Origin of the sequence: Rhizobium changzhiense (assembly GCF_013087625.1) — a bacterium.
GTDB lineage: Bacteria > Pseudomonadota > Alphaproteobacteria > Rhizobiales > Rhizobiaceae > Rhizobium > Rhizobium sophorae.
In genome coordinates this window covers 943,294-963,321 of sequence record NZ_JABFCQ010000003.1, presented here as the reverse complement: position 1 = coordinate 963,321, position 20,028 = coordinate 943,294, and the positions used below count along the sequence as shown (strand labels likewise).

14 protein-coding genes are annotated in these 20,028 nt (G+C 61.7%); 4 read left to right on the top strand and 10 right to left on the bottom strand.

Annotated elements, in window-relative coordinates; all coding sequences use genetic code 11:
- Positions 1-242: 242 nt before the first annotated feature.
- From G9X68_RS19540 to G9X68_RS19530, 3 genes are read right to left on the bottom strand one after another with little or no spacing between them, the layout of a single operon-like run.
- A complete protein-coding gene (locus G9X68_RS19540) occupies positions 243-3,314 on the bottom strand; it encodes an efflux RND transporter permease subunit (protein WP_171603786.1) in 3,072 nt (1,023 codons plus the stop codon).
- On the bottom strand, positions 3,311-4,396 hold the full coding sequence (locus tag G9X68_RS19535) for an efflux RND transporter periplasmic adaptor subunit (protein WP_171603785.1): 1,086 nt from the start codon (positions 4,394-4,396) through the stop codon (positions 3,311-3,313). Before G9X68_RS19535 ends, G9X68_RS19540 begins: the two co-directional genes overlap by 4 nt.
- On the bottom strand, positions 4,393-5,466 hold the full coding sequence (locus tag G9X68_RS19530; RefSeq protein ID WP_171603784.1) for an efflux RND transporter periplasmic adaptor subunit: 1,074 nt from the start codon (positions 5,464-5,466) through the stop codon (positions 4,393-4,395). The genes G9X68_RS19535 and G9X68_RS19530 overlap by 4 nt, the downstream gene beginning before the upstream one ends.
- A 109-nt stretch (positions 5,467-5,575) precedes the next feature.
- Between G9X68_RS19530 and G9X68_RS19525 the strand changes: the two genes are divergently transcribed.
- Positions 5,576-6,208 carry a TetR/AcrR family transcriptional regulator gene (locus G9X68_RS19525; protein WP_171603783.1) on the top strand — a complete coding sequence of 211 codons (633 nt, stop codon included), beginning with the start codon at positions 5,576-5,578 and terminating at the stop codon, positions 6,206-6,208.
- 75 nt (positions 6,209-6,283) lie between these two features.
- A complete protein-coding gene (locus G9X68_RS19520; protein WP_171603782.1) occupies positions 6,284-7,363 on the top strand; it encodes a LacI family DNA-binding transcriptional regulator in 1,080 nt (359 codons plus the stop codon).
- Between the two features lie 43 nt (positions 7,364-7,406).
- Here G9X68_RS19520 and G9X68_RS19515 read toward each other — a convergent pair whose 3' ends face one another.
- The gene (locus G9X68_RS19515) at positions 7,407-8,426 is read right to left on the bottom strand and encodes a helix-turn-helix domain-containing protein (protein WP_206679800.1); all 1,020 of its coding nucleotides are present in this window, start codon (positions 8,424-8,426) and stop codon (positions 7,407-7,409) included.
- Positions 8,427-8,709: 283 nt separating this feature from the next.
- Here G9X68_RS19515 and G9X68_RS19510 point away from each other — a divergent pair, with 283 nt between their 5' ends.
- Positions 8,710-9,861, top strand: a complete 1,152-nt coding sequence (locus tag G9X68_RS19510; protein ID WP_171603934.1) for an ROK family transcriptional regulator — start codon at positions 8,710-8,712, stop codon at positions 9,859-9,861.
- A gap of 277 nt (positions 9,862-10,138) precedes the next feature.
- Here the strand turns inward: G9X68_RS19510 and G9X68_RS19505 are convergent, their stop codons facing one another.
- Genes G9X68_RS19505 through G9X68_RS19480 form a run of 6 tightly spaced genes read right to left on the bottom strand, consistent with a single transcriptional unit; the run spans position 10,139 to position 18,286 of the window.
- Positions 10,139-11,185: a carbohydrate ABC transporter permease gene (locus G9X68_RS19505; RefSeq protein WP_171603933.1), complete on the bottom strand. Its 1,047-nt coding sequence runs from the start codon at positions 11,183-11,185 to the stop codon at positions 10,139-10,141.
- Positions 11,186-11,198: 13 nt separating this feature from the next.
- On the bottom strand, positions 11,199-12,194 hold the full coding sequence (locus tag G9X68_RS19500; protein ID WP_171603781.1) for a carbohydrate ABC transporter permease: 996 nt from the start codon (positions 12,192-12,194) through the stop codon (positions 11,199-11,201).
- 2 nt (positions 12,195-12,196) lie between these two features.
- On the bottom strand, positions 12,197-13,303 hold the full coding sequence (locus tag G9X68_RS19495) for an ABC transporter ATP-binding protein (RefSeq protein WP_171603780.1): 1,107 nt from the start codon (positions 13,301-13,303) through the stop codon (positions 12,197-12,199).
- The gene (pglB, locus tag G9X68_RS19490; RefSeq protein ID WP_171603779.1) at positions 13,291-14,655 is read right to left on the bottom strand and encodes a polygalacturonase PglB; all 1,365 of its coding nucleotides are present in this window, start codon (positions 14,653-14,655) and stop codon (positions 13,291-13,293) included. The genes G9X68_RS19495 and pglB overlap by 13 nt, the downstream gene beginning before the upstream one ends.
- Positions 14,652-15,746 (bottom strand): beta-galactosidase BglB, encoded by a 1,095-nt coding sequence (bglB, locus tag G9X68_RS19485; protein ID WP_171603778.1) that lies wholly within the window; start codon positions 15,744-15,746, stop codon positions 14,652-14,654. Before bglB ends, pglB begins: the two co-directional genes overlap by 4 nt.
- Before the next feature lie 17 nt (positions 15,747-15,763).
- Entirely contained in the window at positions 15,764-18,286 is a 2,523-nt protein-coding gene (locus G9X68_RS19480) for a hypothetical protein (protein WP_171603777.1), read from the bottom strand.
- A gap of 191 nt (positions 18,287-18,477) precedes the next feature.
- On the opposite strand from G9X68_RS19480, the gene G9X68_RS19475 reads away from it, so the two are divergent.
- Entirely contained in the window at positions 18,478-19,764 is a 1,287-nt protein-coding gene (locus G9X68_RS19475; RefSeq protein ID WP_171603776.1) for an ABC transporter substrate-binding protein, read from the top strand.
- Positions 19,765-20,028 lie beyond the last annotated feature (264 nt).

Sequence of the window (20,028 nt, the reverse complement as noted above, 5' to 3'; positions counted from 1 at the left end):
ACTGTCTTCAGGAGCCCCTGAAGCCCTGCCGTTGGCAGTACCGGAGAATATCGTTCCGTCATCGATCCGTTCCCCGGAAACCAAAAACTCTCGGGCCGCATGGCTCTGCCCCTCTCCTCAACTGGCATGTCGTTCCCACTCCGGCGTGGGATGGCATCGCCTTCGCCATCCCACCGTTATCTCACGGCCGTGTTGCAGGGGCCGCTGCGGCGGCCGTAGGCGATAGCCGTCGAAGCCTGCCCTCATGCCTCCGCCGCGGCATTGGCCTGGACGCCTTCATCCCGCGGGATCCGGAACCATGCGACATAAAGTGCGGGCAGGAACAGCAGGGTGAGCGCCGTGCCGACGACGATGCCGCCCATCATGGCGTAGGCCATCGGCCCCCAGAAGATCTCGCGCGAGATCGGGATCAGCGCGAGGGTGGCGGCCGCCGCCGTCAGCATGATCGGCCGCATGCGGTGTTCGGTGGCCTCTATGACCGCCTGCCAGGGCGCCATTCCTTCACTTCGCAGATGTTCGATCTGGACGACCAGAATGACGGAGTTGCGGATCAGGATGCCGATGAGCGCCAGTATGCCGAGGATTGCGACGAAGCCCATGGGCGCATTGCTCAACAAGAGTGCTGCGACCACGCCGATCAGGGCCGTCGGCGCGACGGCGAATACCAGGAAGAGGCGGCTGAAGCTTTGCAGCTGGATCATCAGGATCGTCGCCATCGTAAACAGCATCAGCGGAGCGACCGCTGCGATCGGCCCCTGAGCCTCGGCGCTGGATTCGACCGCACCGCCCACTTCCACCTTGTATCCCACCGGAAGGTTTTTCTGGAACTCTTCCACCTTGGGCTTCAGCTGGTCGACAATCGTGGCCGGCTGCGTCGAACCGATGACGGCAGCCTTGAGCGTGATGGTAGGCTGCCGGTCGCGACGCCAGATCGTCGGCTGCTCGAGTTCGTAGCGGAAATTCGCCACGGCCGAGAGAGGCACGACCTTGCCGTTGGAGGTGGAGAGCTGCAGATTCTGCAGCGTCTGAATGGAATCGCGCTCGGATGCCTTGGCCCGGCCGATGACATTGACCAGGTAGATGTCGTCACGGATCTGGGTGGCTGTCGAGCCTTCGACGATGCCGTTGAGGGCGGTGGCGATGTCTTCGGAGGATACGCCGAGCTGGCGCGCCTTGTCCTGCAGGACATCGACCTTCACCACGCGGGAGGGCTCGTTCCAATCCAGCACCATATTCGACAGCAACGGATGCGTGCCGATGACGCCGGCAAATTGCTGGGAGAGATCGCGGACCTTTTGGATATCGGGGCCGCTGATCCGGTACTGAACCGGCTTGCCCACCGGCGGACCGATGTCGAGAAGCTTGACGAAGGCATCGGTACCGGGGAAGGTTTTCGTCAGATAGGCCTGCAGCTCTGCCCGCACCTTGTCGCGCACGTCGAGCCCCTTTGTGACGATGATCGTCTGTCCGAACGACACGTCGGGCGTCTGCACGTCAAAGGACAGGATGAAGCGTGGCGCGCCTTGGCCCACATAGGTCGTCCAGTGATCGATATCCTTGTTGTCGGCCAGCATCTCCTTTTCGAATCTCGCCATCTGCCTGTTGGTTTCGGCGATCGAACTATTGTGAGGGAGGTTCCAGTCGATGATGAGCTCCGGCCTGTCCGAATTGGGGAAGAACTGCTGCTGCACCAGTCCCATGCCGCCAATCGAAAGCCCGAAAACGCCGACCGTCAGAATGATGGTGACCCAGCGCCAGCGCATCGCCAGGCCCAGGAGCCGGGAGAAGACAGAGGCGAAGCGGCCCTTCTTCTCATGATGCGATTTCATCGTCTTTGGCAGGATCGTAACGCCGAGAAGCGGCGTGAACAGCACCGCCACCACCCAGGAGACGATCAGCGAAACTGCGATGACCACGAAAAGCGTGAAAGTGAATTCACCGGCAGCACTGTTGTTGAGACCAACCGGAATGAAGCCGGCAACGGTGACGAGCGTTCCCGTCAGCATCGGGAAGGCGGTCGATGTATAAACGTGGGTGGCGGCTTTCCTGAGATCGTCGCCCGCCTCCAGGCGGGCTACCATCATCTCGACGGCGATCATGGCGTCGTCGACAAGCAGTCCGAGCGCGATGATGAGCGCGCCGAGCGAGATACGCTGAAGCGAAATGCCGGAATATTCCATCACCACGAAGGTGATGGCGAGCACGAGAGGTATGGAGATCGCCACCACCATGCCGGCGCGCAGGCCGAGGCTGATGAAGCTGATGACGAGCACGATGACAATCGCTTCGAAGAGCGCCCGGGTAAAGCCCGAGACGGCTTCGTCGACGACATGTGGCTGGTCGGAAACGCGGTGGACATCCACACCAACAGGAAGATCGGCAACGACACGTTTCATCTGCGCGTCCAGCCCCTCCCCGAATTCCAGCAGGTTGGCGCCCTGCTTCATGCCGATGGCAAGACCAATCGCCGGCTCTCCGTTGAAGCGGAACAGTGCCGAGGGTGGATCGACATAGCCGCGCTTGATCGTAGCGACATCGGTCAACGGGAAGAAGCGGTCATTGATCCTGAGGTTGATCGCCCGGAGGCTTTCCTCGGAGGTGAACTGTCCGCTCACCCGCAAGGCGATGCGCTCCGGCCCGGCATCGACGAAGCCGGACTGGGTGACGGCATTCTGCGCTTGCAGGGTCTGGATGACCGACTGCTGGTCGATGCCGAGCGCTGCGATCTGGCGCGTGGAGAATTCCAGATAGATCGCCTCGTCCTGTGCGCCGATCACGTCGACCTTGCCGACGTTCGGCACCGTCAGGACCTCGGAGCGGGCATTTTCCACGAGATCGCGAAGCTGGCGCTGGGTCAGCCCGTCGCTCGTGAAGGCGTAGATGTTTCCGAACACGTCGCCGAAGCGGTCGTTGAAGAAAGGACCGACGACCCCGCTCGGGAAATCGCCCTGGATATCGGCGATCATGTTGCGGATTCGCAGCCAGGTCGGCACCACGTCTTTCGCCTTGGTCGTCGGTAGCAGCTCGACGAAGACGGTCGTCTGGCCGGCAACGGTCTGGCTCTTGGTGTAGTCGAGCGATTCCAGTTCCTGGAGCTTCTTCTCGATCCTGTCGGTCACCTGCCGTGTCACTTCCTCGGCGGAGGCGCCGGGCCACTGGGCGGTGATCACCATCGTCTTGATCGTGAAGTTCGGGTCTTCCTCGCGGCCGAGCTTCACATAGGAGAAGGCGCCGGCGAGAATGAAGACGATCATGAAGTACCAGACGAGCGAACGGTGTTCGAGCGCCCAGTCGGAAAGATTGAAGGACTTCACTGGCTGATCTCCTGGTCGATCCTGATGGCCTGGCCATCTTCAAGTTTATGCACGCCCGCCACGACCACCCGCTCTCCCGGAGCGAGCCCTTCAGTGACGCGGACAGTGCCGCCGTCTTCGACGTCGCCGTCGACCTTCACGCGGCGAAACGATACCTTCCCGGCAGGCGCATCGACGATCCAGACGCTCGGGCCGTCGGTGCCGATAAGGATTGCAGAGGCAGGCAGGACGATCTGCGGATCGGCGGCAATGGTTACCGAGGCTGTGATGACCGAACCGAGCCTGAAGGCTTCGGGCGGACTAGTGAGCGCGATCTTGGTCCTGCTCGTGCGGGTTGCGGTCTCCGCCTCCGGGGCTATTTCACGCACGATCCCGGACGTGCGGATGGTCGGATCGAGCTGCAGCGTCACCTCGAAGGGCGCGCCGATTTTCAGTTTCTGGGCGGCTGCCTGCGGCACGTCGACCACAGCATCGCGCTTGTCCGGCCGGGCGATGGTCACGACCGTCTGACCGGCCGACACGACCTGGCCGACCTCGGCCGAGGTCGCGGTCACAACACCATCGAATTCCGCCCGAAGCTGCGCATAACCGAGCTGCTCCTTCGCCTTGTCGAGGTTGGCCTGCGCCTTGGCGACGGCGGCGGCCGCCGTCCGCCTTGCCTGCTCGGCCTCTTCGAGCGAGGCTTCGGTGCCGGAGCGCGACTCCAGCAGCGCACGCTGGCGCTGCTCCGTGGTCACCGCATTCCTGAGCTGGGCGTCGCTGTTCTCGACGTCGGACTGCGCGTTGCGCACGGCAAGCTCCAGCGCCAGCGGATCGATGGCGGCAACGACGTCATCCTTCTTGACGAGATCTCCGACATTGACGTTGCGGGCGATCATCCGCCCGAGAATCCGGAACCCGAGTTCGGTCTCGATCGTCGGCTCGATCGTGCCGGTGAGGCTCAAGCTCGAGGCCGACGTCGGCTTGACTGTCATCGACAGCACGGGACGGGGCGCTTCCCCCTTCTCCTCATCCTGCGGTGCGCAGGAGGAGATCAGGGCCGTGCCCATCATCAGTGCGACTATGTTGAGACGAATACTCACTTGGAAGCTTCCTTGACATAAGACACGATTTCACCTGCCCTGAGGAACTTGGTCCCGTCGGTCACCACGACATCTCCTTCCGACACGCCTGACTTCACGATGAAGCTGCCGGTCTCGTATCCGGCGACATCCACTGCCCTTGCCGAAACCGCGGACGATGCGGGATCGACGATCCAGACGGCCGGCTTGCCGCCCTTGGACGTCATGGCCGACCAGGGAAGCTGGATGACGTCCTGAGAGACGTAATTGAATCTTCCGACGACAGGAGCGCCGAGCGGGATCGGAGTGTCGCTCGATATCGCGACCTTGACCTTGATGGTTCCGGTGGAGGAATCGATCGTCGGCGAAATCTCGCGAACCTTCGCCGTAATTTTCTGCGTCGGGTCCGACAGAAGGGTCACGGTGCCGTCGCCGTCGATCGGGCGCAGGAACGCGCTTTCGACCACCTCAAACACGGCATCCCGGTCGCCGTCATGGGCAAGGGTGAAGACGACCTGGGCGGCCTGTGCCACCTGCCCGACCTCGGCATTGCGGGCGGTGATCACTCCGTCGGCGTCCGCCTTCAACTCCGTATAAGACAGGGTATCCTGGGCGGTTTCGAAGAGTGCCTGCGCCGACTTCGTCGATGCCTGCGCGGTCAGCAGCGCCTCCTGCGCCTGGTCGAGTGCGGCACGCGTCGTCACCTGGGTTCGAAACAGGCTCTGCTGGCGATCGTAGGCGAGCTGCGCCTGGGTCTGCTGGGCCTCAGCCGACTGAAGATTGGCTGCGGCCACATCCAGGTCTGCCTTCTGTTCTTCCGGATCGATGCGCGCAAGCAGTTGCCCCGCCTTCACGGACTGTCCGACTTCCACCAGCCGCTCGGTGATCTTGCCGCTGACGCGGAAGGACAGATCGGTCTGGACACGGGCGCGGACTTCTCCGGTGATTGCGCCACCTTGGACCAGCGGCTCAGGCTTGGCGACGATGATGCCGACCTGCCGTGGGGTTGGCTCAGTCGGCCCGCGCTCATCGCTGCATGATCCGAGACCGATGGCGCATGCGATCGCTGTGGCGACCAGAATGGTTCTCATAGTTGACCTCTTGCTCTCAACGGCAGCTCCTATATAATTGACTGACGCATTAGTCAATGAAACTTTGTGCCGCAGGGACGAGGCGTGCGCAACAAGGGAGGCGAGGCAAATGGCAGCTCAGAAGAAGATCACACGGGCGGAACAGAAGGCGCTGCGGCCAATCCAGATTCTGGATGCCGCCTTCGAGGAATTCGTGAGAAGCGGTTTCACCGGCACGCGCGTCGAAGACATTGCCGACAGGGTCGGTGTCACCAAGGGTACGGTCTACGTCTACTTCGAGACCAAGGAGAAGCTTTTCGAAGCCATGATCAACCATTTCTCCGTGCCGTTTCACGAGCTGCTGGGGATCACGGAGGGCCTCAGCGGCAGCGCCACCGACCGGCTGATTTCCATTCTCGGCCTGCTCTACGAACAAATCGCCGAGGATCGCACGACCCGCGAGCTGACGCGGCTCGTCATTGCCGAAGGACACCGGTTCCCCGACCTGATCGACCGCCACCACGATCAGTTCATTGAGCCGATCATCGCCAAGGTCGACGCTCTCATTCTGGAGGGTGTGGCCTCGGGGGAGTTTCGCGAAATTCCGGTGGAATTCTCCGAAATCGTGGTCGCGCCCATCCTGACGACGACAGTTCTGCGGCTGATATTCGACGACCGCCGCGTGCCCACGCCCAACAAGGAGGCCTTCCTGCGGGCCTATTTCGACCTGCTGCTCAACGGCCTGCTTGTCGCACCTCATTGATCGCCGAATGACGAAAAATACCGCGCCAGGCACATAGCTTTTCTCAAGTTTTTATGTAAAAACATCGAGTTAGCCATGCCCTTGAAGGTACGGCCTCAATTCGTGACGGAAAAAGTGGAACGCAAAGTCAATCTCAAGGATGTCGCGCGCGATGCTGACGTATCGCTGAGCACGGCCTCGCACGCACTGAACGGAACCGCGCCCCTGACGATCGAGGTGCGCGAGAGGGTTCTGGATTCGGCCAAACGCCTGGGTTACCTCGACCGCCGGCGGAAGAAGGCGACGATCGCGGCCTTGCGTGTTCTGCTTCTCGCCATTCCCGACGATGCCGCTCCGGAGAGCGACCTCAACCTGGTGAGCTGGACGATCCTCAACGGTCTTCGCAGGGAGTGCGAGCGCCGCGGCATCAGGATCGTGCCCTTTGTCAGCACCGGCCGCCGCATCGACGGCGCCCAGGTCAGGCAGATCGCGCTTTCGGAGCGCGCCGACGGCATCGTGGTCCTGAACGACGATCAGCCGGAACTGATCCGAAGCCTCGCCTCCCCAGATATGCCGGTCGTCATCGTCAACGGCGAAGATCCCGCCATGCTGGTCGATACGGTCACGCCCGAAAACCGCTTCGGGGCGAGGCTCGGCATCGAGCACCTGCTGGCACTCGGTCATCGCCGCATTCTGCATCTGACCTGGAAGGGCCGCACGACCATCCAGCGCCGGTATGACGGCTTTTCCGATGCCTATTTCGCCGCGCAGCTTCCGGTGCCTGATAATATGATCGTCGAGGCCGAGGGATATGAACCCCGGCACGGCGAGGCTGCCATCAACGCACTGCTCGACCGCGATCCCACGATGAAAGGCGCCACTGCCGTCTTCTGCGCGGCCGACAATCTGGCGCTCGGCTGCCTGAAGGCATTGGCCGATCGTGACATCCGCGTGCCGGAAGCGATTTCAGTCCTGGGGTTCGACGACATCGTCCCCGGCGAATTCAGCCGTCCGCCGCTTTCGACGGTCAGCGTCCCCACAGACAGGCTCGGCGCTGCCGCGCTGGCGCTCATCGAACAGCGACTGATCGCCAACGATCCGCAACGGCCGGCCCACCGCCTGGAACTCGGATGCCATCTCGTCCTGAGGGGCAGTGTCGCGCCGCCGCGCTCCTAGAGAATGACGCCGAAAAGTGTAGGCGGTTTTCGGACGACATGCTCTAGCGCAAGCGCTCGGCCCGCAGGCGCGTATCGCGCGGGCTTTCACCAAAGGCGCTGCGGTAGATGATAGAGAACCTGCCGGCATGAGAAAAACCCCACATCGCGCAGATTTCGCGGACGGATCGCTGATTCATCGGATCCCGCAATTGGTCGCGGGCTGCTTGCAGCCTGATCGTGCGCAAGTAGCCGCCCGGTGAAGTTCCCCGGAAGGCTCTGAAACCGGTTTGCAGCGCGCGAAGTGAAACCCCGACATCATCCGCAACCATCGCCATGGTGAGCGGCTCTGCGATATTGGCGCGCATATAATCGATAGCACGTCGGACATGCCACGGCGCGACCAACGACACTTTCTGTTTTTCCAAATGGCTGGAAAGACGATGGCGGCCAAATCGGATCACGAGGTTAGCAAGCGTTTCGCTCATCGCCGCCACTGCAAGAGGTGAAGACAGAAGCGGACCGTCATTGCGCATGCCTTGCACGATCGTCTGCACCAGGCTGCCGATAAGCTGACCTGACGGTGTTGCGAGATCCACAACGGGCTCGAGGTCAAGCGACTCGAAGACCGGCGTGTCCACCAGTGAAACAAGCATTCGCCTCACAATTTTCCAGTCCAGGAAGAGAGCATCCGAGCAGTGTGGGCCTTGGATGAAACGATCGCCAGCCTCGTGGTTGTTGGCCATGAGAAGATGACCCGGCCCGCTTTCAACCACCTTTTTTCCAATGGACAGCCGAAAGGATCCCGAGTGCGGAATGTAAAACGCAAGGTGTTGCGGCGTCTCATCGAGTGTCCGAATTGTCCAGGAGCTCTGATAAACCGAATGAAGCACCGTAAATGCCTCACTTGTTCTCAGCTCCGCTGCCCAGGCAAAGGCCCGGTCGTTGCTCAATGGCTTCGCGCCGAAGACCCCGTAACCTGCAGAATAGGCTCGAACCATCGACTCGAAGTCAGTGCCTTGATGCGTCGGCGCAAACCCGTATGCTTCACGCTCGGGAGCGCGCGCCGTATTTTCGGGTCTCAACGATATCTGCAACTCGGTTGTTTCCCTTTCCACACCCCGACCGGCTAACCGCCTCAAGCGCTCCATCTCGTTTGAAATCGCTGCGCCGCCGATACCGTGCCTTCCAAAGGCTTGGGGCACGATCACCTCCACCTTCGTGAATTGCCGTCATTCCAGCTGGCTTGGCCAACCTCGATGAAGTAAGCAGGGCCGGCAAACCGGGGATCGAATTCCCTGTTTGACAGAAGCAAAATGCCCTCCCAATGTGGTTCACACTCACAGTGTAAATCAAAACGAACCGAAAATGAAGTATGATCCGTTAAACCATGTTGCCGCGCATTTTTTGCGAGACGCGCAACCAATGCGCGTAGCCTCCCGCAACGAACGCGACCTGTTGCGGCTGATCTGGAAGTCTCCGGGGATCGAGCGTTCCGACCTGACAGAGCCGCTCGATCTCACCCAGCAATCGTTGCACAGGATCGTCGCGCGGCTTCATGAGCGAGGAATGCTTGTCTTTTCCCATTCGGAAACCCGGCGGCCGGGGCCGCCCAGCCCGGAGCTGACCCTTCGCAAAGAATGGTGTTTAACCCTGGGCATCTCCGTGAATGTCGGTTCGATCGGCCTTTGTCTCATGGGTTTCGGCGAGCCTTTGGAAAAAATGGAAATCCCTCAGGCGGGCTCCTCGTTATCCGCTGAAATGGAGCGGATCGAAGCGGCGGTCGAAGAGCTGCTTGCCCGCCGGGGCGCCGAACGGCGTGACGTCCTCGGCGTCGGCCTGGCCGTCGCCGGCCACCGCATGCTGGAGACGGCCTTCAATTGCCCCTTGCCGCTCGCTCATTGGTCGTTGATCGACCTGGCACCTTTGCTTGGAGAGCAACTTGGCCTGCCGGTCTGGGCAGACAATGTCGGCAGGACCGCAGCCTTGGCCGAAGCCATTTTCGGCGTTGGCCGGGATGTCGCGGATTTCGCCTATATCGCCCATCTTCATGGCTATGGCGGCGGCCTGGTTTCCGGAGGCATGCCGTTTCGCGGCAAGTTCGGTAACGCCGGCGAATTCTCCGTTCTCTTCGGGCGTCAGGACTACGAGGAGCGCCCTGCACTCGGTGTCCTGCTTGAACATCTTCGCGCCAAGGGGCGCTTGAACTTGACCCTGAAAGACCTGAAGAACGAGAAGCTGATGGACTGGGATGGTGTTACGGAGTGGGTCGACCGCGTCACGCCGGCGCACAATCGAGCCATTAATGCGATCTGCGCAATATTTGATCCGGCATTGATCGTCCTTGGCGGCGAGCTTCCGCATTCACTCGCGACAATGCTGATCGAACGGACAGAATTCAACAACCTGCCTCGGCATGGCGTCTTACGCGATGTCCCCAGGCTTGCCGTGGCACAGATAACCGATGCCCCCGGTGCAATCGGCGCGGCCCTGATCCCGCTCTTCGAAACCGTTTTGTGATATTTGCAGGACGCCGTAGCATTTTGAAATCGATGTCAACATAGTCTAAAACCGCCGCCCATCAGGTCGCGGAGGCGGCCGGCCTCAGTGGGAAGCGCTACGCTCGCCGCGGCGCATTCCGCCCACAAAATGTGGCGACGATTTTGGGAGCCATGCGCGAAGACAAAAACCGAAACGCGCCGCATGAACCAAGTTCAATGCGACGCGCTCAGCCGGGAGGAGACGTGGTATGGGTCATTCGGCGATTGCGGGGAGGTCTATCTCCACGCCTCGCCGTTCACTTCATGCCTGTTCCGGCGATGCCCGTGGTGATGTACTTCTGCAGGAACAGGAAGACGACGGTGACAGGCAGCAGGCTGAGGAACGTCATCGCCAGGATATAGTGCCACTGCACCGAGAACTCTCCCTGGAATGCATTCAAGCCGACCTGCAGCGTGAAATTCTCGCGGCTGTTCAGGACGATGAGCGGCCAGAGGAAATCGTTCCATCGCCAGAGCACCGAAAAGATCGCCAGCACCGCGAGAGCCGGCGCCGTCAGCGGCAGGATTATGCGCCAGAAGATGCAGAATTCGCTCGCCGCATCGACGCGCGCCGCCTCGATCAGCTCGTCCGGTATGGTCAGCATATATTGCCGCAGCAGGAAGACGGCAGTCGGAGAGGCGATCGTCGGCAGGATCACACCCCAGAGATTGTCGGCAAGACCGACCCCGACGATGACGAGATAGGCCGGGACCATGACGACGGCGAGCGGGATCATCAGGGTCGAGATGATGATGACGAAAACCGTCGTGTCGCCGCGAAATTTGTATTTCGACAGCGCAAAGGCCGCCATGGCGTTGACGATCAGCGTCAGCAGCGTTGCCACGAAGGTGACGAACACGGAATTCTTGAGGAAGGTCAGGAAGTTGAAGCGCGTCAGCGGATCGGTGTAATTCTCGGTGGCGACGGTCAGATGCTGCACCGGGGTGATCCCCTTCACGTCGACGCTGACCGGCTGTCCCGGATTTGCAGGATCGACCATCTGGGCCTTGAGGCCGATGCGCCGCACCATGGCCATTTCGCGCGAGCGGCCGTCGATGGTGACTTGCCAGAGACTGAGCGGTTTATCGAAGCCGGGCACTGTCTGCTCTACGGCGGCGCGCGGCAGCAGGGTCGGCGGAAAACGGGTGATTTCGGCCGCCGGCTTAAGCGAGGAGAGGCCGGCCCAGACGACGGGAACGAGCACCGCCAATGTTCCGCCGATCAGCCAGACCCATGACAAAATATCGGTGATGTCGATGCGTCCGGCCCGGCGCGTGCGCGTCATGAAGCGGATCGGGTTCATAGAGCTGTTCATCTCAGGACTCCATCCGCTTGCCGAGGCGCAGCTGTATGAGGGTGAGAACCAGAAGCACCAATCCCATGAGAACCGATGCGGCGGAGGCCAGTCCGAAGAGACGCAGATCGCTGCTGAATGCCATCTGGTAGATATATTGGACGATGAAGCTATTAGCCGTGCCGGGGCCGCCGCCATTGGTCAGAACCCAGGCCTCGTCGAAGATCTGCACGGACTTGATCATCAGAAGGATGAAGACGACGAGCAGGTTCGGCGCCAGCAGCGGCAGCGTGATCCTGAACAGCGTGCGGCGCGGCGAAGCCGCATCGATGGAGGCAGCCTCGTAAAGCTCCTTGGGGATGGCCTGGAGGCCGGCCAAGAGGATCAGCGTGTAAAAGCCCATGTGAAACCACACCGACACCACGACGACGAAGAAGCGCGACCAGCCGACGTCGAGCAGGAAGATTTCAGGGGGAACGCCGATCATCTGGAAGAAGGCATTCAGGAGCCCGTTGCGATCGAGGAACCATTTCCAGATGAGACCGATGACGACGGGCGACAGCAGGACGGGATAGAAGAACATCGCCCGGAAGAAGCCGCGCGCAAAAATCGCGCGATTGAGGATCAGCGCCGTGATCAACGCCACCAGCAATGTGGCGGTGACGTTCAATGCCACGAACCAGAGCGTGTTCCACACAGCCGTCCAGAACAGCGATTCCTGGCAGGTTCCCGGCTGCAGATAATTGCCGCAGGAAAGCAGCGTGCGGAAATTGTCCAAGCCGACGAAGGGCCGCTCCGAGACGAAAAGATTGGTGCCGCCGGTGAAGGCGTAACCGACCGCGATGGCGATGGGCAGGAAGGTAAAGATGGCGAAGAGAACGAGGTTCGGCGCCAGGAACAGCCATGGCATGCGTTTGCGGCCGAAGATGCGCTCGATCACATTGATCGGGGCCTCGACCACCCGCATCGTCGTTTCGCCTGCCTGGGACAGCAATGCACCTGCGTTGAGCGCCGCCATGTTCAGCGCCTCCCCTGTCCGGGCCGTCGGGCAAAAGCCAGGCCGCTTTCGGGATCGAACAGATGAACCCGCCCCGGTGCGGCATCGATCAGGATGTGATCGCCAGGCGCCGGCGCGAAATGGCCGGCCTCGTGAATGATGATCTGCTCGTCGTGGCCTGCAAGGTTGCCGTAGACATAGGTCTCGGTGCCGAGACCCTCGTGATACTGGACGACGAACGGCAGGCCCTGCTCGTTGGAACGCGAAAAATGTGCGGGCCGGATGCCGGCGAGAACGGCCTGTCCGACCGCGATGCCGGCGGGATCGACATCACTGATAACCCTGCCACCATTGCCGACATCGATGACGACGCCGCTCTCGCCGATGCCTGATACCTTACCCTTGATGATGTTCATGCGCGGCGAACCGAGGAAGCCGGCGACGAAGAGATTGTGCGGGCTGTCGAACAGGTCCAGCGGTGCTCCGACCTGCTCGACCCGTCCGGCGCGCAGCACGACGATCTTGTCGGCCATGGTCATCGCCTCGACCTGGTCATGCGTGACATAGATCATCGTCGTCTTGATCTCGCGATGAAGCTTGGTGATTTCGGCCCGGGTCTGGACGCGCAGCGCCGCATCGAGGTTCGACAGCGGCTCGTCGAAGAGGAAAATATCCGGTTCGCGCACGATGGCCCGGCCGATCGCTACGCGCTGGCGCTGGCCGCCCGATAACTGCTTCGGGCGCCGGTCCAGGTAGGGTTCGATCGCCAGCATCCTGGCGGCTTCGGCAATCCGCGCTTCGATCTCGGCACGCTTGAACTTCAGGTTCTCCAGGCCGAAAGCGAGATTCTTGCGAACGCTCATATGCGGATAGAGCGCGTAGGACTGGAAAACCATGGCGATCTTGCGTTCGGCCGGCGAGAGCGCGCTGACGTCGCGGCTCCCGATCGCGATGGCACCCGAGGTGACCTCTTCGAGGCCGGCAATGACACGCAGGAGGGTCGACTTGCCGCATCCCGACGGACCGACGAAGACCACGAACTCGCCGTCCTTGATATCGAGTTCGACGTCATGCAGGACTTTGACCGAGCCATACGATTTGTTGACGTTGGAAAGTTTCAGTTCTGCCATGCCCCACTCCCATCAGGTGCCGCCGTTTCGAAGACGGCGTCGTTTTTGTTCCAGCCTTGCGGCAGCGGTGTCGGTCTTGTGATCCGCACCTCGTCCATCAACATCCCGGTGACATCAGCCACGTAGACGGCCGGCATTCCTCCCGGATAGTTCTGAAGACCGATCACCCGCCCGTCCGACCCACGGGTCCAGGCATTGGCGCGGCCGCCGCCATCGGCTTTCGGGGAAAGGTCGGCGTTCGTCGGACGCAGGTCGTAGGACCGCGCCGTGCCGAGTTGCCCCGGCTGCTGGTCTATGGCGATACGCGCCAACGATGCGTTGCGGATGCCGGCCGATGAGGTCGAAATGACCGTGATCGCCCCTTCCATGTATCCGCTAATGTCCTCGACAATGAGGTTTTCGATGGCGCCTGCCGTGCGTTCGGCGACACGGTCGACGACATTGACGGTCAGCGCCTCCCCAGAGCCCCAGAAACCATCGAGCGTTTCGCGGCACTCTACCGCAATCCGGGAAAACCTCACGTTCGATATCCGGCCGCCGTCGCGGGAAAATATGCCGAGCGCCCTGTTGGAGGATGAGACGCTGCAATCCTCGAACACGACATTGGTGACGTCGCCATGTGTTTCCGTGCCGATCTTCAGCGCACAGCTGAGGCTCTGAACGGAGCATCGACGAACGAGAATGTTTTCGCATCGCCCGATGGCGACACGATCGGGGCCGATGCTCGTCTTCAGGCATACGCCGTCGTCGGCCGTCGATATCGTGCAGTCCTCGATCACGGCGCCGCGGCAGGCATCCAGCACGATGCCGTCGGTGTTGGGAAGGCGGCGGTCGTTGTCGATGGTCACGTTTCTGACCGCGACATCGGTGCAGTTGACGAAGTGCAGCGTCCACATCGGCGAGCGGCAAATGTGGATGGAGCTGATCTCGACCTCGTCGCAGCCCTCAAACACCACGACGCGCGGACGAAATTCGGCCGGAATGAAGGTTCCGACTGTCTCGTCGTCTCCCACGATAAAGCTGTCGCAACCGGCCTCGATGCGGCCCGCCCCCGTCAGGCTGATCCGCCGCGCATCCTTGGCGACGATCATGCCGCGGTCCGACTTTTCGGCGATCACCGAAACAGTCGTCTGCGCATAGGCCGCGTAATCCGGAACGGGACGCAGGATCGCGCCGGCGTCCAGATGAAGGTCGATGCCGGATCGGAGCTGGAGCCCGCGGCAGACATGGATGCCGGCCATGAGTTCCACGCGTCCGCCGCCTGAAGCCGACAGGCCATCGATGGCCGCCTGCAGGCGGACCGTATCGTCGCCATCCGCCGGCTCGATCGCGACAAGAGACACGGGGCTCATTGGCGCTGGCCGTTCTCGAGGAGGACTTCCGTCAGCAGCAGCATGGTCAGCGCCTGGCCGTAAGGCGTCGGCACGTTCGGGATGCGCCTGTAGAAATCGAGGTCATGACCCATCGGCGTGCCATCCGAGACGCCGTGCACGACACCTTCCTCGTCGATCTGCGCCAGCACCGCCGCCAGCGCGCGCTCCGCATAAGCCTTGTCGCTCTCGTCGAGAATGCCGGCATCGATGGCGCGCAATATGCCGTAGGCGATGCCTGCCGTAGCCGAGGTTTCCAGCGGCGACGACGGATCGTCCAGAAGGGTCGTGAACATCCCGTCCGGCCGCTGGCATTCCTTCAGGGAGCGCACCTGGCTGACGAGGACGTTTGAAAGAAAACGCCGGTCTTTCTCGCCGAGCGTCGGAACAAGATCGAAGAGCTCGGGGATGGCAACCGTGATCCAGGCATTGCCGCGCGCCCAGAAGGCATTGGCGAAATTATGCCGGCCGTTGAACGTCCAGCCGTGATACCAGAGCCCGCTGACCGGGTCGGAAAGGTAGCGGGTGTGGATCACGAACTGATAGACGGCCTCGTCGATCCATTCGCTGCGCTCGCAGAGCACGCCGGCCCGGGCAAGAAACAGGCAGGCCATGAATAGCGTATCGTCCCACAATTCGCCGTCGTTGAGGCGCTCCTTGACGACGTGCTGAAAGCCGCCGTCCTCGGTCTTGGGCAACTCCTTGACGAGCCATTCGGCCCAGTCCTCGACGAGCGCGCGAAAATCGGGACGGTCGACATGCTGAACGAGGATTGCAAGCGGCAGCATCGGCGCCGTGCTGTTGATCTGGCGCGGCGGCAGGCCGCGTTCGATCTGGCCGGCATACCAGGTAACGAGTTCCTGCAACGCTTTTTGATCATTGGTGGAAATGGCACGGCGCAGGAAGCCGTAAAGACCGACGCCGACTTCCCAGTCCCATTCGTCGAACTGGATTCCGGAGGCGGAATTTCCCGTCACGAGACCTTCCTTGATGCCCCTGAGCCGGCTGAAAGCCGTTGCCACGCGATCGATCGTCGTCAGAAGGGCGGCGTTATCGACAGATGTTGTGTTCATGCTGGAAAACCTATGTTTTAGGAGTAGAACGGCCCGTCAGTGCCGGCGCCGGAGGCTGCACTATCGTGAGTGAGGATCGGGTGCGGCTGATCGTGGGTGAAGGGCCTCGCCTCGCCGCCGATCGAAAGACCGTCGGCATAGGACAGGCCAATCACCGGGCCGCCCGGCGGCGTCAGCGCGAGACGCCGAAGCTTGGGGTCGAAGGAAACGGTCGTCTGGCATAGGCGTTCGATGAACGCCTTGAAGGCGTCGCCGTTGCCGCATCCGACGATCGCCGCCCAGCCGCAAAGCGATCCGTGGGAGCGCGCCTCGCGGCCGGCGGTCGGGCCGTCGGTGATCAATTCCAGGCCGTTCGACGCCCAGAGTGCGGAAAATCCCCGGCCCGATCGCGCGATCAGCCACTTATCTTCGATGATGAGATCGTCCAGGCCGTCGCGGCCGATATAGGCATGCGTCCACGCATGGCGTGCGTCGCTTGTGTCCTCGATCAGGAGGGCGACGTCGCGATGCTGGGCGACGCGCGGCAAGATGCCGTTGCCGGCCCAATAGGATGGTCTTTGATTGCCCCAGGGATCGTCCTCGCCGGGATGATTGACCCACAACCTCGCCATCGGATGGCCGGCCAGCCGGATGTCGAGGACATGCTGCTGGTGGCCTTTCTGCCCGGTCTTGTGATCGACGACCGTCGAAAGCTGCGCCGCCTCGTTCTTGAACAGCACGAGTTTTCCGCTCTCGAGCCCCTGGCTGTAACGCGCCTCGACGTTTCTGCCCCTGGGAAGGAGGGCAAGCTCGGTCAGGTCGGCGGGCGGCTCGTAGCCGCCGGCACAGAACATCGTCAATGCCGCCACGCCGTTGTTGAGCCAGCCGGAGTCGAAAGCGACCTGGGCGAAGGGCGCAAGCTCGGTCAGCGGGCCGGCGCGCAGCTCCTTGTCGTAGGCACGGCCCTGCGAGCCGGCCGGAACGCCGGCAAGCGTGTGAAGGGCGATCATGCGGAAGATGAGATCGATCTGGCCGCGGGCGCGATCGGCGATCTCGCTCTCGGCCCAGCGCTCCAGCGCAAGCAGGCCGATGAAATCGATCGGGTAATAGGCGGCCGAATTCCATTCCGCCAGGCCATGGGCCTCGACGCTGTCGAACCAGCGCCCGAGGCGCCCGACGGCGAGTTCCGCCTGCTGCCGTCCCGTCCGCCCCGAGGCCGAGAACAGCTCGTCGGGCAGCAGAAGTCCGGCCAGCAACTGGCTGGTATGAAAGCAGAGCACATGGTTCTCGCTCCAGAACCACATCGCATCATTGCCCGGCTCGTCCACCCAGTAGCGGTAGGAGAGAACGGAGCGACGGATGCGATCGACCGTGGCCTTGGGCATCCGGTCGCCATAGGCGCCGAGCAGCCAAAGGAGAGGCACCATGATGAAGTCCGAACAATCCTCCCGCGCATCGATCGAGGCGAGCGTCGCATCGACGATGCGGTCGAAGCTTTCCTGGTCGTCATGACCGGTTTCCATCATCGCGATCAGGCGCCCGGCGCGGTTGGCGCCGAAGCGGGCGCTGTATTCCAGCGCCTGCCGCTTGCGGGCGGAAAGCGGTGCCTCGGTCGGCAATGGCGAAAGGCTGCTCATGAAGGCGGCATCGATGACGCGGGTGACCGAACCCGGCCCGGAGCCGATCGTCATATGGATGCCGTGATAACCGTCCGCAATGCCGCAGATATCCTCGGCGATCAGACGGCTCTGATGAGCATGCAGGGTCAGTTTCGAATGGGCGAGAATGGGCCGCTCATGGCCGTGGCCGACAACCTTGATCTCCACCGGCAGGTCGCGCTCGGGCGCCGTGTCGAAGATGATTTCCAGCGGCTGGTTGACGAAGACGTCGCGGGCCGGGCGCACGCCGCGCGAAAGGGCTTCCAGCTCGCGCACCTCGTCCTGGTCGAGCGACACCGGCAGCAGCACCGAGAGCGGTTCGCCATCCAGCATTTCAAGCTCGAAGAACCAGGTCGTGTCACGCTCGGCAAGATCTTCGGTATGGACGACAATCTCGTTGTCGCCGGCTTCGAGCGGCAGCGTTATCTCAGTCGCGCTTTCGACGTTGCGCTTGAAGGGCTCGAAGCGCACTTCCTCCTGCCCGTTGACCCAGATGCGAACGCCGCCGCAGGTCTTGAGCGCGAGATGGAGCGTGCGCGGAGCGTCCGTCCTGAACGTGCCCTTCAGCCATCGCCTGACATGTGTGGGCACATGCCAGAAGCTGGTGAACTCGACGCGGCGGTTCGAGCCGGGAAGATAGAGGCTTTCGGTCGGCCAGGACGTGTCGGGTGCCAGCGGCCGCCCCACCATGGTCGACCAGAAGGCCTTGCGGCAAGGCAGGTCGCCGACATCGACGAAACCGTTGATGAAACGATAGTTCACGCGATCTTCGGCTGGGGCCGGCTCGCCGGGAAAATAGCTGGCAATGAGGCCGGAAACGGCCCATGCCGTTACCGTCTGCCCCTCGGCCACGCTGTATGCTGGCGCCATGTCGCCCGGCTGCTTGATGCTTTCCGTTTTCACAGATCGCCTCCTCCGCAATCCTATGAAAATATTTTCACTAGGTCATTTAGCTGCGTGATTTTTGAAAATTGCTCAAAAACATCGCTATTCGCGTAGAAAATAGCTTGACGGAACGAATGTCAAGTATATGAAATTCACTTATCGATGGCTTAGGCCGCGATTGATGAAAATGTTTTCATGGGAGGATGAAAATGAAAACCTATCTTTCAGGGGCTTTCGCACTGGCGCTGGCCACCGTTTCTTTCGCATGGTCCAGCGTGGCTATGGCGGAAACCCAGACAATCACCTTTCTCTTCACCGACGACGACCAGGCTTATGTCGAGCGGATGGAAGCGCTGAGCAAGGAATTCGAGACGGCGCATCCCGACATCAAGGTGAATTTCGTCTCGTCGGGCTATGATGCCGTCGCCAAGCAGCTGCCGGTGCAGCTTGCGATCGGCGAAGGTCCCGACGTTGCCAAGATCACCGACTGGCAACTGGCGCCCTACTATCTCGACATGCGCCCGCTGATGAAGGATCCGGACGGCTTCGCCAAGCTGCACGGCGACAGCCTGAACACGCTTCGCTTCCCCGGCGTCAACGATCCGAACTCGATCAACGGCTATGTTGCCTCGCAGACCTTCAACCTGCCGTTCGTCAACAAGACGCTCTTCGAACAGGCCAGCGAACCGCTTCCGAAGCCCACCGCCACGCTGAAGGACATCGTCGAAGCCTCGGCGCGCGTCGCCAAGGCGACCGGCGCCCAGATCCCCTTCACGATGGATCGCTCGGGCCATCGCTTCTCCGGTGCTGCCTTCTCCTACGGCTCGAACTACGTCAAGGACGGCAAGTTCTCGTTCCCCGACGATGCCGCCAAGCGCTACATCACCGATCTCTACAACTGGACGAAGGACGGCTCTTTCCCCAAGGAAATGTGGGGTGCCGCCGGCGGAACCCAGTACAAGAACATGGGTGACGAGTTCGTCAACGGCAATGTCGTGACCTATCTCGCCGGCAACTGGATGGTCAATCCGTTCCAGAAGAAGATCGGCGACGCCTTTGACTGGACGGCGATCAGCGCACCCTGCGGCGATGCCGGCTGCTATGCGATGCCCGGCGGCACCGCGATCGTCGGCTTCAAGCGCACCAAGTACCCGCAGGCCGTAGCCTCGTTCATCGAGTTCCTCGGCTCTGAAAAGGTCCAGCGTGAAATCGCCGAAAACTACGTTATCCTGACCGGCGCCGACATCAAGGACCCGCAGTACAAGCTCGAGAGCAAGAACGCCAAGGAGGCCATGGCCGTCTTCCTCGCAAGTCGCGACAGCGCCCCGAAGGCAGCCCGCGATCTGGAACGGCTCAAGGGTTCGTCTGCCATCTATCAGCTCATCGTCCAGCGGATGAGCCAGCTGATCGTCGGCGAGCTTTCCCTCGACGATACGTTCAAGGCGATGAGCGCCGACGTCGACAAGGTCAACGTGGCCCTCGCCGCCAACAAGTAACCGGCCGCGCCTGTCTCCCACAGATTGCGCGCTGCATCAGCCACGGCCTCGCAACGGGCCGTGGCTGATCGTTTTTTGCCCTTGCCCACACCGGACAGTTCGATCGTTTTCGAATTGTCGATGAACCACGCTACGTTCCCGCAAGGAAGGCGCTCGGAACGATCTTCTCGGGCGAAGGCGAAGCCGCCTTTCTCGCCGCGATGTCGACAGGCGCTGCCGCTCAACTGCTCGGAAGCGTCCTTGTCCGGCGCTCGCTCTGACAGC